Annotated in this window: 11 protein-coding genes and 1 pseudogene; 3 read left to right on the plus strand and 9 right to left on the minus strand. The window is 72.0% G+C overall.

Translation table 11 applies throughout. From position 1 onward, the window contains the following. Positions 1-16: 16 nt before the first annotated feature. Complete coding sequence (locus OG507_RS03765) at positions 17-1279, plus strand: sulfite oxidase (RefSeq protein WP_327365688.1); 1263 nt, start codon at positions 17-19, stop codon at positions 1277-1279. Between the two features lie 70 nt (positions 1280-1349). On the opposite strand, the gene OG507_RS03770 is transcribed toward OG507_RS03765, so the two are convergent. The 3 genes from OG507_RS03770 to OG507_RS03780 form a co-directional block, all read right to left on the minus strand. Further along, complete coding sequence (locus OG507_RS03770) at positions 1350-2258, minus strand: NAD(P)-dependent oxidoreductase (RefSeq protein WP_327365689.1); 909 nt, start codon at positions 2256-2258, stop codon at positions 1350-1352. Between the two features lie 54 nt (positions 2259-2312). After that, complete coding sequence (locus OG507_RS03775) at positions 2313-2897, minus strand: adenosylcobinamide amidohydrolase (protein ID WP_327371854.1); 585 nt, start codon at positions 2895-2897, stop codon at positions 2313-2315. A gap of 225 nt (positions 2898-3122) precedes the next feature. After that, positions 3123-3905 carry a class I SAM-dependent methyltransferase gene (locus OG507_RS03780; RefSeq protein ID WP_327365690.1) on the minus strand — a complete coding sequence of 261 codons (783 nt, stop codon included), beginning with the start codon at positions 3903-3905 and terminating at the stop codon, positions 3123-3125. Between the two features lie 233 nt (positions 3906-4138). Here OG507_RS03780 and OG507_RS03785 point away from each other — a divergent pair. Further along, a pseudogene (locus OG507_RS03785) lies at positions 4139-4453 on the plus strand (PRC-barrel domain-containing protein); the annotation flags it as partial. 185 nt (positions 4454-4638) lie between these two features. Here OG507_RS03785 and OG507_RS03790 read toward each other — a convergent pair. From OG507_RS03790 to OG507_RS03805, 4 genes are all read right to left on the minus strand, one after another. Next, a complete protein-coding gene (locus OG507_RS03790; RefSeq protein ID WP_327365691.1) occupies positions 4639-5862 on the minus strand; it encodes a beta-ketoacyl-[acyl-carrier-protein] synthase family protein in 1224 nt (407 codons plus the stop codon). After that, positions 5859-6137: an acyl carrier protein gene (locus tag OG507_RS03795; RefSeq protein ID WP_327365692.1), complete on the minus strand. Its 279-nt coding sequence runs from the start codon at positions 6135-6137 to the stop codon at positions 5859-5861. The genes OG507_RS03790 and OG507_RS03795 overlap by 4 nt, the downstream gene beginning before the upstream one ends. Positions 6138-6398: 261 nt before the next feature. Continuing rightward, the gene (locus OG507_RS03800) at positions 6399-8270 is read right to left on the minus strand and encodes an acyl-CoA dehydrogenase family protein (protein ID WP_442810938.1); all 1872 of its coding nucleotides are present in this window, start codon (positions 8268-8270) and stop codon (positions 6399-6401) included. A gap of 13 nt (positions 8271-8283) precedes the next feature. After that, positions 8284-9546: a beta-ketoacyl-[acyl-carrier-protein] synthase family protein gene (locus tag OG507_RS03805; RefSeq protein WP_327365693.1), complete on the minus strand. Its 1263-nt coding sequence runs from the start codon at positions 9544-9546 to the stop codon at positions 8284-8286. A 214-nt stretch (positions 9547-9760) separates the two neighbouring features. On the opposite strand from OG507_RS03805, the gene OG507_RS03810 reads away from it, so the two are divergent. Beyond that, the gene (locus OG507_RS03810; protein WP_327365694.1) at positions 9761-11059 is read left to right on the plus strand and encodes a hypothetical protein; all 1299 of its coding nucleotides are present in this window, start codon (positions 9761-9763) and stop codon (positions 11057-11059) included. Between the two features lie 36 nt (positions 11060-11095). Here the strand turns inward: OG507_RS03810 and OG507_RS03815 are convergent, their stop codons facing one another. Beyond that, positions 11096-12028 (minus strand): carbohydrate kinase family protein, encoded by a 933-nt coding sequence (locus OG507_RS03815; RefSeq protein WP_327365695.1) that lies wholly within the window; start codon positions 12026-12028, stop codon positions 11096-11098. A 284-nt stretch (positions 12029-12312) separates the two neighbouring features. Further along, a complete protein-coding gene (locus OG507_RS03820) occupies positions 12313-12576 on the minus strand; it encodes a type B 50S ribosomal protein L31 (RefSeq protein ID WP_327365696.1) in 264 nt (87 codons plus the stop codon). Positions 12577-12631: the final 55 nt, after the last annotated feature.

Here is a 12631-nt window from a genome sequence, read left to right on the forward strand (position 1 = left end):
TCCCCTGGAGTTGTTCATGAGACCCGTTCCACCGTCCGAGGCCGCGTACGACGGGATGCGGCTTCGTCAGTGGTCGCGCGGTGCCGCGCGGTCCGCCGGTATCGACCGCCGCGATCTGCTGAAACTGGTGGCGGCCGCCTCGGCGGCCGGGCCGCTGGCCGGGCTCGCGGCTCCCGCGCATGCGGCGCCCACCGCCGCCGCTCCCGGGATCATGAAGCCCCTGCCGCCCGAACTGTTCACCGTGCGCGGCACCAACGCCGAGACGAACTTCGCGGCGCTGCGCACCACCGGGCTGCTCACTCCGGCCGACCGGTTCTTCGTGCGCAATCACACCGTCACCCCGCGGATCGACGCGGCGGACTGGAGGCTGACCGTGTGGGGCAGCGGGCTCGGGGGCCCGGCTGTGGAGTTCACGTACGACGAACTGCGCGCGCTGCCTTCGGTCTCCCGCACCGCGTTCGTCGAGTGCGCGGGCAATGCCCGCAGTTACTACACGACACAGCAGAACCAGCAGGTCAGCGGCACCGCCTGGACTCTGGGCGCGATCGGTACGGCCCGCTGGCGCGGGGTGCGGCTCGTCGATGTGCTGCGGCTCGCGGGCATCGCCAGGGACGCGGTGGATGTGCTGCCGCGTGGCCTCGACGACGAGGTGATCAGCGACGGGATCGATCTGGGCCGGGTGCGCAGGCCGCTGCCGGTGGCCAAGGCGCTGGACGACGTGCTGCTCGCGTACGAGATGAACGGTGAGCCGCTGCCGCCCGACCACGGACATCCGGTGCGGCTGATCGTGCCGTCCTGGGTCGGCATCGCGAACATCAAGTGGGTCGGCGACATCGAGGTGTGCGCCGAGCCGCTGCTCTCCCCGTGGAACACCGGGCTGTACCGGCTGTTCGGCCCCGGCTATCCGCCGGAGGGCAGCGCCCCGCTGACCCGGCAGACGCTGAAGAGCGCGTTCGAACTGACCGCCGGTGCGTCGGTGCCCGCGCACCGGCGCCAGGTGCTCACGGGACGTTCCGGGTCGGGCGGGGCGCCGGTGCGCACGGTGGAGGTCAGCACCGACGGCGGCGCCCGCTGGCGGCGTGCGCGGCTGCGCGACGAGCCCCGCAGCGGAAGCTGGGTCCGCTGGTCGGCCGACTGGCTGCCGAAGGAGCGGGGTCCGGCGGTGCTGCCGGCACGGGCGACCGACCGGACCGGCCGTACGCAGCCGGACGTGGCGGTCCGCAACACGCAGGGCTATCTCTTCGACGCCGTCGTACGGCACGAGGTACAGGTCGTCTGACGGGCGAGGGTCCGTCGCAAAGACGGCCTCGCACGGCCGTGACCCGGGCGACGGCACCCGGGCACGGCCGTCAGTCGCCGGCCTTCTGCGCCGGACGGCCCGCGTAGTAGGTGGCAATCATGTCCTCGCCGCCGTGGCCGGCCGCCTCCGCGCGCTCGAACCGTGCGGCCGACGCGGCGACCAGGTCCAGCGTGGCCCCGGACCGTTCGGCGGCTTCGAGGATGAGGCGGGTGTCCTTGAGCGCGGTGGACAGGGTGAAGCTGGGGGTGAGGTCGCCGGAGATGACCGCCGCGGACTTGCCCTGGAGATACGGGGAGTCGAGCGGGCCGCCCTTCATCACGTCGAGGAACGACTGCGGGTCGATGGACAGTCCCTCGGCGAGGTTGAGGCACTCCGCGATGCTGCCCACCAGGTTGATGACCCAGGTGTTGACGACGAGTTTCAGCCGGGAGGCGGCGCCCGGTTCCTCGCCGACCCAGGCCGTGCGCTGCCCGATCGCGTCCAGAACCGGGTCCACCGACGGCCGGACGGCGGACGGGCCGGAGACGAAGACCGTCAACGCGCCCTGTTCCGCGGGCTGTTTGGTTCCGGAGACCGGTGCGTCGAGATAGATCAGCCCCGCGTCCGCCGCGCGCCGGGCGAGATCGGTGGTGGCATCGGGCCCGACGGTCGAGCTCTGGAGCAGGATCTGCCCGGCGTTCAGTCCAGGGCCCGCGGCGGCGAGTGCGGCGGCGACGGCGGGGCCGTCGTTGACCATGGTGAGGATGACATCGGCTCCGCGCACGGCTTCCTCCGCAGTCTGTGCGACCGTGGCGCCATCGGCGGCGAGCGGGGCCGCCTTGGCCTGAGTACGGTTCCAGACGCGGACGTCGAGTCCGGCGCGGAGCAGGCTGCGGGCCATGCCCGATCCCATGATTCCGGTGCCGAGGACGGCGACGGTCGGTCGCCGCGGGGCGGTTTTTGCAGCGCTTGAGGTCATGAGGGGACTCCCTTCGTCGGCCACGCCCCGGTCGGCTCGCGGCGCGGTGGGTTATCAGGATTGCCGCAGCGCGCCTTCCAGGACGGCAGCGTGCACGGCCCTGGCGAGTCGCGCGCCCCAGCGGGAGCGTGGTCCTGCGAAGGGTTCGCCGGGGGCGGGCCCCGGGGCGGGGGCGGCGATGCAGACGGCGTCCGTGGGGGTGCCCGAGCAGTCGAGTCCGGCGTCCAGGAGTGCCTGGACCTTGGCCTCGGTGGCCGTGGCGACCGCGTTGACGAGAGCGGCGTCACAGAGTGCCACGGGCAGGGTGACGACGATGTTGACCGTGCCCGGCCGCGGCGGTCCTTCGGCGCCCTCGGCCGGCGCGGCGGCCCAGCCCCGTACACCGAGCCCGCAGGTGGCGGTCGCCGTCACCCCCTCGTCGGAGGCGACGGTGTACGCGGTGACATCGGCGGCCGTCATCAGCCCGGCGCCGGGTCCGGTGAGGAGTTCCAGGGCGGCGATCTCGGCGAGGTGACGGTCGGGGTCCAGGCGGGGGTATCCGCCGGGCACCTGGGCGTTGAGGATCCAGGCGCGCGGGCCCATGCCGCCGCCGAGCACGGCGCTGCTGCACACCCGCCATCCCGGGCCGAGCCGCCACACGAGATGGTGCAGGTCCAGGCCGTCCTCATGCCGGGTCAGCAGCTCGCCACGCTGTTCGGGCAGCCGGATGCGTACGGAACTGATGAGGCACCCCCGGTGACACGGCAGGACAAGGGCCGACGCTCGGCACGCGGCCCGTCGATCATATGCCTGTTCGAGCATGCCGAACCTACGGTCGACACGCCGGCCCCGAGGCGTGTTGCCAGTGGCCACGGTCGTCGGCGATCACGCACCTCTTCGGACCGTCAGGAGTTCATGCAGATACCGCTTGGTGATGCGCCCTCCGTGGTGCTTCTCGATCAGGGCGCGGATGCACGCGAGCAGACCGTTTCGCGCGCCGGGGGCCAGATCGCGGTGGCCCGAGTAGGTCATGAGGAGGTCCAGATACTGCTCGGCCGTGTACGTGATCTCCCGTGCGTGCCGGCCCACCCGGACCGGCCCGTCCCAAGGAGGGTGTTCGAGTTCTCCGAAGACCGTGTTCATCGACGCCTCGTCCGACAGCCGGACACCCGGTCGGGTGGCGGGGTCCCAGCGCTCGTAGCACCGTTGCGCCTGTGCGAAGAACTCCTCGCTGCCGCCCGCCACATGATGGGTGGTGACGATGGCCAGCGTCCCACCGGGCCGTAGCGCGTCCGCCGCCGCCGTGAAGCGCCGTGCGGGGTCGATCCAGTGGATGGCGGTCGCGCACACCACCAGATCGAAGGGGTCCGGCGGAGGCGTCCACTCCTCGAACGGGGACACCTCGACATGGGCGCGGGGAAAGCCGCGCAGATTGCGTCGCGCCACGGCCGCCAGCGAGGGGCCCAGTTCGACGGCCGTCAGCTCACACCCCGGTTCGGCGAGCGCCACCGTCAACTGACCGGTTCCAGGGCCCACTTCGAGCACTCTGCTCCGAGAGGTGAGACCGGACAGGGCCGCCAGTTCTGTGACCAGGGCCGCCGGATAGTGCGGGCGCATCCGGTCGTAGAGTTCCGCGTCCTCGTCGAATGTGCCGCGCAGTGTGTTCATGCCGGATACAACGCCGGACGGCTCCCGCCGGTTTCCCGGGCGCACGGGTCGCACGCCTCACCCGATCGGCCCAACGCGGGAACGGTGTGCGTCCCGCGGCTCCGGGCACGGGGAGGCCGTACGCCACGGGCGGGGAGGTTGCGGCGCCCATCCGGGTGAGGCGCGATGGAACCCGGACGCGCCTCCTGTGATGGCCTCAGCCGCATATCGCGCCCGGGCGAGGAGATTCGGTGATGGGCACCGCTGACGGCTTCACGGATTCCGCTGAGCTCGACGGCCTGACGGTGTACGACTCCGAGGGCGAGAGGATCGGCAGTGTGGGCCGGGTGTACGTCGACGACAGCACGGGCCGCCCGGACTGGATCACGGTGAAGACCGGCCTGTTCGGGATGAAGGAGAGTTTCGTGCCTCTTGCCGGGGCCCGTCGTGCGGGCCCCGATCTGCACATCCCGTATCCGAAGGACCGCGTCAAGGAAGCCCCCCGGGTGGACGCGGACGCGCATCTGTCCGTGGTGGAGGAGGAAGAGCTCTACCGCCACTACGACCTGCCGGAGACAGGACCGCCGGGCTCGGTGGCCGGGTAGGCGCGCGGCGAGACCGGTCCGCTCCAGGGCTTCGCGCACCGCGTCCTCGTCCGACGGGCCGGGCGCCATCACGAGCCTCGGCGCAGCTCATGGGCGGTGTGGCCGGTGATACGCCGGGCTGTGCTCCCGTCGCACCACCTGCCTGATACCTACGGACGCTGGAGAGCGATCACGGCGTTGTGTCCGCCGAAGCCGAAGGAGTGGCTGACTGCGCGCCGGACGGTCCGCCGCAGGGGTTGCTTGGTGACGCAGTTGATGTCGAACTCGGGCGCCGGGGCGTCCAGGTTGGCGATCGGCGGTACGACTCCGCGCTGGAGTGTCAGGACGGTGAGTCCCGCCTCGATCGCTCCGGCCGCCCCCATGCAGTGCCCCAGTACGCCCTTGGGGGCGGTGACGGGCGGCCGGTGCGGGTAGACCCGGGCGATGAGGGCGGCCTCGGTGGCGTCGTTGAGCGGTGTCGCCGTGCCGTGTGCGTTGACGTGCTCGACGTCCTCGGCCGCCCAGCCCGCGTCGCGCAGCGCGGCCTCGACCGCTGCCCGGGCGATCGCGCCGGACGGGTGCGGGCTGGTGGGGTGGTGGGCGTCGGTGGTGGCGCCGGTGCCCGCGAGCAGTGCCCGGGGAGTGGCGCCCCGGGCGTCGGCGTCGTCCGCGCGTTCCAGCACCATGACGGCGGCGCCCTCGCCCATGACCAGCCCGGCGCGGTCGGCCGCGAAGGGCCGGCACAGCCTTGCCGGGTCGCCGTCCGCCCGGGCCGCGGCTCCGGACCGGGCGAACCCGGTCATGGCGACCGGGTAGACGATCGACTCGGTGGCTCCGGCGATCGCGATGTCACACTGCCCGGTGACCAGCAGGTCGCGGGCGACGGACAGTGCGGTGGCGCCGGACGAGCAGGCGGTGCACGGCGCCAGGCTGGGGCCGGTGGCCCGCATCTGGATGGCGATCTCGGCCGCGGGCATGTTCGGGATGGTGAGCAGGATGCCGGACGGCGAGGTGGCATCCGGTCCGTGCCGGTCGAGCACGACAGCCTGCTCGGTCAGTGCGGCGGAGCCTCCGCTGCTGGTGCCGACGACCACCGCGACCCTGCTGCCCTCCCACTGCGCCGGGTCGAGTCCGGCGTCGGCCACCGCCTCCCGGGCGGCGAGAACGGCGAACTTGACGTACCTCCCCATCCGGAAGGACGTACGGCCGCCGATCGCGGCGTCCAGATCGATGCCGTCGACCGTGCAGGCGAAGTCGATCGCGCACCCTTCGAGCGCCGAGACGGTGCGCGCGGGCGAGACTGCGGCGCACACACCCTTCCAGGTGGATTCGGTGTCGTTGCCGACCGGGGTGATCATGCCCAGGCCGGTCACGGCGATGGCGGGCCTGTTCATCGGGCGTTGCTCATCGGTGCCTCGCCGCCCCTCAGCTCCCCGCCACCGGCCGTCGCGTCGATGAACCGCGTGATGTCGGCAAGGGTGGCGCCCTTGGGAAGCTCGTCGAAGTCGCCGTCGCCGCCCACCGTCTCCCTGATGAGGACGGCGAACTCGGCGACGGCCAGGGAGTCCATCTCCAAGCTGTCCATCGTGGAGTCCGGGCGGATCTCGGCGGCGGGCACTTTGAAGGTGTGGGTCAGGACCTCGATGATCTTGGGGTGAATCGCACTCATGAGCTACCTTTCCATCATTCGGTACGGCTTCCGGAGACGGCGGTCACACCGTCCCGACGCCGGATCAACTGGGTGGCATCACTCCAGTTACGCCTTGTGGCGAACCGATTCGTCACCGTCCTTCTCCGGCTCCGTGCACCACCGGGCCAGAACGGCCGCCGTACCCCAGAAGGCGAGCAGTACAGCACGTACTCCGAGGGCTGCGGCCGTCTCCCGCACCCAGCCCGTCCGCACGGATGTTCCCCGTCCTCCTCACGGCCCTCACCGCGGCCCCGGAGCGGTCGCCCGCTCCCCGGCCGTGTGCCAGGCGGCCGCCGGATCGTCGTACGCGTCGGCGTAATCGGCCCCCGCGATGGGCCAGTCGGCGAGCAGTTCCCGCGGCAGCGCGAAGGAGTCGGCGAGGGCGGGCAGTTGGGCGGCGACGACGGCGATCAGCTCTTCCACGGTGTCCGGAAGATCCCTTACCTGATCAGCCGTCACATACCCTTCCGCCAGCAGGTCCCCGCTGTTGCGGGCGATCACGTCGAGCGTGAACAGCCTTTGCAGTCCGGCCAGTCGCTCACGGGCGGGCCCCTCGGGAAGAGCGGCCACCGCGTCCGCGTACGCCCGGAACGCCTGCCGGTGGGCGTGGGCCTCGACGCCGCGCAGGGCGGGACCGGACGCGGCGTTCCACCGCTCCAGCGGGTCACCGTGCGCAACGCGGCCCATCCGCTGCCTTGCCCGGCCGAACCAGATCTCCTCCAGAGCCGCCAGGAGCCCGCCGAGGAATCCGGGGTCTTCCAGATCGCCGGATCCGCGGCCGAAGGGGGCGTCGAGCACGGCCGGTTCGCCGGCGAAGAGCATTTCCGCGGCCGCCTTGGCGTGGATGGCCAGGTTGTCGCCCTCGGCGGTGATGGCGCCTTCCACCCCGGTGATCAGCTGGCTCATGCCGTTGTTCTCCAGGAGCGCCTGGGCTCCGCACCGTTCACGGCATTCGACGATCACGGCCCTGGCCTGCCAGGTGATCCAGCCCTTGGCGACGGCCACCAGCCGCTCCGCCTCCTCCCGGCCCGCACCCGAGCCGTCCTTTCGCCGCTCCCAGCGGTCCAGGGCCCTGCGGTGCAGCAGGCTCATGGCGAAGACGGTGGCCATGGCCCGGGCGAGCGGCCCGTGGTGACTGCGGTGGGCGATCACCGGCACCGGGTGCGATCCCCGGGGCCCGGAGATGTACCGGTGGCCGCCGTAGCGGACGGCGACGGCGAGCGTCGCGCGCGCGGAGCCGACCGCGCAGGCGCTCATCGAGATCTTGCCCGAGGTGACGCGCCCGATCGACGTGAGCAGGCGACGTCTGCGGTTGCCGACCGCACTGCTGAACTCGCCGTCGTCGCCGATCCGTCCATGGTCCCCGCCGAGCAGTGCGTCGCGCCCCACGAAGACCTGGTCGAAGGAGGTCAGGCAGTGGTCCACCGGGCTGCCCATGCGTGCGGGGAGTCTGCGGACCCGTACGCCGGGCAGGGCCCGTACGGCGTCGGTGAGCGGTACGAGGAAGAGGAAGACCCCGTGATCGACCGCGTCGACGAGCAGCCGCGCGGCCACCAGACCGGTCTTGGGACCGCCCGCCGGACTGGTGTTGGGCATGAACTTCTGCGCACCGGCGTGCGGTGTGTGCAGCACAAACCCGTCGCGTTCGCGGTCGTAGGCGGCCGTGGTCTCGACGGACGTCGCGTCGTTGCCGTGCGCCACTTCCGTACAGAGAAAGGTGCCGATGCCGCGCAGCCGGAGGAAGTCCGACAGATCGCGGCGGCCGTCGCCGTCGTGGTCGAGGAGGCTGCCGAGAAAGAGGTTGTAGTGGATGCCCGCCACCGTGGTGAGGGCCGGGTCGAGGGGCCCGAGCCATTCGTGCATCGCCGCGAGGGCACGTGGATCGGCGGCGAGCCGGGCGCCGCTGTCGAGGCTGTCGTTGAGGATGCGCAGCCGCTCGTACGCGAGCCGCAGACGCTCCTCGGAGGTCCGCAGGTCCGTGCGGCGGAACGGTTCTGTGCTGATCAGCCGCTGCCAGAAGCCGTGCTCCTGGCGGAAGTTGTCGCCCAGGAGCACACCGGTGAGGAGTTCCACGGACCGTTCGGTGGAGGGGCTGTCGATCGTTGCGGTCATGAGACAACAACGATCAGCCGACGGTGAGGACACCGGGCGCCGTCCGCGGCGGGCGGTCCGATTCGACGCGCTGGAAGGCGAGTACGACGTTGTGTCCGCCGAAGCCGAAGGAGTGGCTGAGCGCCCGCTCGACACGCTGCGGGCGGGGCTCCTTGACGACGCAGTCGAGGTCGAACCCGTCCGGCGGCGAGTCCAGATTGGCGATCGGCGGCACGAGGCCGTGTTCCAGCGTCAGTACGGTGGCCACCGCTTCGATCGCCCCGCCCGCGGCGAGGGTGTGCCCGAGCACTCCCTTCGGGGCGGTCACCGACGGCCGGTGGGGGAAGAGCCCGGAGATGAGCGCGCTCTCCATCGCGTCGTTCAGCGGGGTCGATGTGCCGTGCGCGTTGATGTGGTCGACCTCGCGGGCCGCCCAGCCCGCCTCGTGCAGCGCCGTCTCCACGGCCCTGCGCGCACCGGCTCCTTCCGGGTCCGGGGCCGTGGGGTGGTGGGCATCGGTGGCGGAACCCGCACCGGTCAGCAGGGCACGCGGCCGCCCCCCGCGGGCCTGCGCGTCATGCGTCCGCTCCAGCACGAGCACGGCGGCGCCCTCACCGATCACGAACCCGTCCCGGTCAGCGGCGAACGGCCGCGACGCCCCGGCCGGATCGCCGGTACGCAGGGAGAGCGCTCCCATGCCCGCGAAGGCGCTCACCACCAGCGGAGTCAGTACGGACTCCGCGCCGCCGGCCACCACCACATCGCACCGGCCGCTCGTCAGCAGGTCGCGGGCGACGGCGATCGCGCTCGCCCCGGACGCACAGGCCGTGGCCGGTGCCAGGCTGGGGCCGTGGGCCCGCAGCGCGATGGCCACCTCCCCGGCGGCGGCGTTGGGCATCATCATCGGAACCAGGAGCGGCGACACCGCCGCGGGCCCGTTCTCGTCCAGCCTGCGCACCTGGTCGACGAGCACGCAAACCCCGCCCACACCGACGCCGAGCACCACACCCACCCGGTCGCCGTCCCACGACTCCGGTGAGAGTCCGGCGTCCGCCACCGCCTGCCGGGCGGCGACCAGCGCCATCTTCACGAACCGCGCCATCCTCCACACCGAGCGTCCGCCGACTGCCTCGTCCAGGTCGATCCCCTCCACCGGGCAGGCGAAGTCGACGGGCAGTCCCGCCAGTTCGTCACAGCTGCGGGCCACGGACACACCGGCGCAGAGTCCCGCCCAGAAGGTCTGCTCGTCCGCGCCCGCGGGGGTCACCAGCCCCACGCCCGTCACAGCGACACCCATGTCGGCCCGCCCCATGCTCCGCCCCCGTCCTGCGTAATCGACCACGTCTGCCGATGGTCGAACGGCAGTGGCCCCGGCGAGGATGCGCTCACTGAGCCGAACGGGGCATCGATAGGCCGAGTGGACCGATCCGCACCGCGCGCCCGGTGACCGCGTTCACCCGTCCGCAGCAGCCCGCCGCGCTGACCGCACCGGCAGGGCATCCCCTTGGGGCATGGAAGCGGACGGCAACCCCTCGAAGTCCCCACAGGCGCAAACGGAACTGGAGGCGCTGCGTGACAGGGTGGCGGTGCTGGAGGCCCGTGCCCCGGCTCGGCACCGGCCGCGGGCCCGTTCGTTCTTCGCCGTGCTGCTCATCCTCGTCGCCGCCGTCCTCACGCCGCTGAGCATCGTGTCCACCTGGGCGAAGAACCAGATCGGCGACACCGACAACTATGTGGCGATGATGGCGCCGCTCGCATCCGACCCCGATGTGCAGTCCGCGGTGACCGATCGTGTCACCGGCGCCGTCATGAAACACCTCGATGTGAAGGCGCTGCTGGCCGATGTCGCCCCTGCGGACCGGCCGGTCGTCGACAGGGCGCTCTCCAGGCTGAGCGGCCCCCTCACCACCGGGGTTTCGGACTTCGTGCACGGGACCGTGGAGAAGTTCGTCGCCAGCGACGAGTTCGAGACGATCTGGACCGACCTCAACCGGGCCGCCCAGTCCGCGACGATCAAGGCGCTGTCCGGGAGCGGCGGCGGGCCGGTGAGGCTCACCGGTGACACCGTCACCATCGATCTGGCGCCGGTCATCGACCGCGTGAAGCAACGCCTCGTCGACCGGGGGCTGACGGTCGCCGCGAAGATCCCGGAGATCCACACCGACTTCACGGTGCTGACGTCCGACTCGGTCGGCAAGGCCAAGAAGTGGTTCCGGGCCCTGCAGATCATCGGCTTCTGGCTGCCGTTGGTCACTCTGGTGCTCGCCGCGGGCGGGATCCTTCTCGCGGTACGCCGCCGCCGCGCACTGGTCACGGCGGCGCTCGCGGTCGCGGCGGGCGCCGCGGTGCTGGGCCTGGCCGTCTGGGTGGGCCGCGCCTTCTATCTCGACAGCCTCCCGCCCGAGGTGTCCCAGCCCGCGGCCGGTTCGGTCTTCGACGCCCTGCTCGGTCATATGCGCACCCTGGTCCGCCTGGTGATCACGCTCGGCATCGTGGTGGCCCTCGCGGCGTGGCTCACCGGTGGCGGCCGCGCCGCCACCCGTGTCAAGGCCATGTGGAGCGGCGGCATCGGTGCCGTGCGCGACGCGGCCGGTGTCACCGGCGGCCCGGTCGGCAGGTGGGTGCACCGGGCCAGGAACTGGCTGAACTGGACGGTGGTCGTGGTAGCCGCCGCGGTCCTGGTGGCCTGGGACCGGCCGACCGGCCTGGTCACGGTGTGGATCGCGGTGTGTGCGCTGATCGCCCTGGCCGTCATCGAATTCCTGGACGACGACAGCACCCCGCATCTGGCGGTGCCCGGGCACGGGTGATGGGCGGGCTCCTGCCGTGTGCCCGCACCGTCATGTTCAGCCCAGGGCGAGCGCCGCCTTCAGCTCCGTCTCGTCCGGCGGGTTGGCTCCGGCCCGTGCGACGGTCACGGCGGCGGAGGCGGCGCCATGGCGCAGGACGTCGGTCACGGTGCCCCGGTCCAGCGAACGCAGCCCTTCCCGGCCGTCCGCGCCGAGCAGTCCGTGCGCGGCGAGGGCGTGCAGGGTGCCCGACATGAAGGCGTCGCCCGCCCCCACCGTGTCGACCACGCCGGCGGGCAGCGCCGCGACCGTCACGCGCCCGCCGGGGAAGACGGCCAGCGCGCCGTTGCCTCCGCGGGTGACGAGGACGATCGCCGGGCCGGTGGCAAGCCAGCGCTCGGCGATCTCCCCCGGCTCCCCGCCCGGATACAGCCATGCCAGGTCCTCGTCGCTGGCCTTGACCACATCGCTGAGGCCGACGCATCGCTCGACCCTGCGGACGGCGGCGTCGTGCTCCCCCATCAGCTCGGGCCGCACATTGGGGTCGTAGCTGACGGTCGCGGGCGACCGCAGCGACTCGACGGCGGCGAGGACGGTGGCCGCACCGGGTTCCATCACCGTCGCGAGAGAACCGGTATGGACGTGCTGGGGCGGCCGGTCCAGGGAGACCGGGGCAAGTGACCAGGTGATCTCGAAGGTGTACGCGGCCCGCCCGTTGCCGTCCAGGGTCACGGCGGCGGACGGGGTGGGCTCCGTGGCACGGTCGGTGCGGACCTCGACCCCGGCTCCGGCGAGGTGGTCCCTGATCAGGCGACCGTTGTCGTCAGGGCCGAGCTGGGTCAGCAGGATGGCACCGTGACCGAGCCGGGCCAGTCCGTACGCGACGTTGGCCGGGCTGCCTCCCGGGTGGACCTGATCGGCCGCACCCGGCAGCCGGACGATGTCGGCGACGCATTCGCCGATGACGAGCAGGTCGAGTCTGTCGAGCATGGGGGTCGGGTCTCCTGAAGTGCGGTGACGAAGGTGTCCTGCAGGCGGTGCGGCCTGAGAACACATTGAGCCCGATCCTGCCGCGTGCAAAGCGAGTGTTGATCACATCCATGACGGGCCTGCCGTCGATGACCGCCCAGGTCCGGCGCGTAAGGCGGTACGCCGCCCCTGCGGAGACGTCGGCGGTCGCCGGTCGAGAAGCCTGCCGGAGGCGGCAGCCTCATACCGAGCGAAGTCCCCCGGCCCTCCGCGGTGGGCCGGGGGACTTCGCTCGGTACAGCCGGTCAGGAAGCGTCCTTGCGCCCCTCGTCGCCGTACCGGCGCTCGTATTTGGCGATCTGTCCCTCGGTGTCGACCACGCGGGCCTTCCCGGTGAAGAACGGGTGGCTCTCCGCTGAGATCTCCACGTCGATGACGGGGTAGCTGTTGCCGTCGTCCCAGTCGATCGTCTGCTCGCTCGACGCGGTGGACCGGGTCAAAAAGGCGTAGCCCGCCGAACGGTCGCGGAAGACGACGGGACGGTAGGGCGGGTGCTTGTCCTGCTGCATGCCTGCTCCTGGGGACGTGCGGTGACGACTCGGGACGCTCCTGGCCAGCCTCGCG

Source organism: Streptomyces sp. NBC_01217, assembly GCF_035994185.1.
GTDB lineage: Bacteria > Actinomycetota > Actinomycetes > Streptomycetales > Streptomycetaceae > Streptomyces.

What these genes read in the sequence shown, in the direction of transcription:
- OG507_RS03770 (WP_327365689.1), bottom strand. Translation starts at nt 2,258, where the DNA reads ATGACCTCAAGCGCTGCAAAAACCGCCCCGCGGCGACCGACCGTCGCC.
- OG507_RS03780 (WP_327365690.1), bottom strand. Translation starts at nt 3,905, where the DNA reads ATGAACACACTGCGCGGCACATTCGACGAGGACGCGGAACTCTACGAC.
- OG507_RS03805 (WP_327365693.1), bottom strand. Translation starts at nt 9,546, where the DNA reads ATGGGTGTCGCTGTGACGGGCGTGGGGCTGGTGACCCCCGCGGGCGCG.
- OG507_RS03815 (WP_327365695.1), bottom strand. Translation starts at nt 12,028, where the DNA reads ATGCTCGACAGACTCGACCTGCTCGTCATCGGCGAATGCGTCGCCGAC.
- OG507_RS03800 (WP_442810938.1), bottom strand. Translation starts at nt 8,270, where the DNA reads ATGACCGCAACGATCGACAGCCCCTCCACCGAACGGTCCGTGGAACTC.
- OG507_RS03795 (WP_327365692.1), bottom strand. Translation starts at nt 6,137, where the DNA reads ATGAGTGCGATTCACCCCAAGATCATCGAGGTCCTGACCCACACCTTC.
- OG507_RS03790 (WP_327365691.1), bottom strand. Translation starts at nt 5,862, where the DNA reads ATGAACAGGCCCGCCATCGCCGTGACCGGCCTGGGCATGATCACCCCG.
- OG507_RS03810 (WP_327365694.1), top strand. Translation starts at nt 9,761, where the DNA reads ATGGAAGCGGACGGCAACCCCTCGAAGTCCCCACAGGCGCAAACGGAA.
- OG507_RS03820 (WP_327365696.1), bottom strand. Translation starts at nt 12,576, where the DNA reads ATGCAGCAGGACAAGCACCCGCCCTACCGTCCCGTCGTCTTCCGCGAC.
- OG507_RS03765 (WP_327365688.1), top strand. Translation starts at nt 17, where the DNA reads ATGAGACCCGTTCCACCGTCCGAGGCCGCGTACGACGGGATGCGGCTT.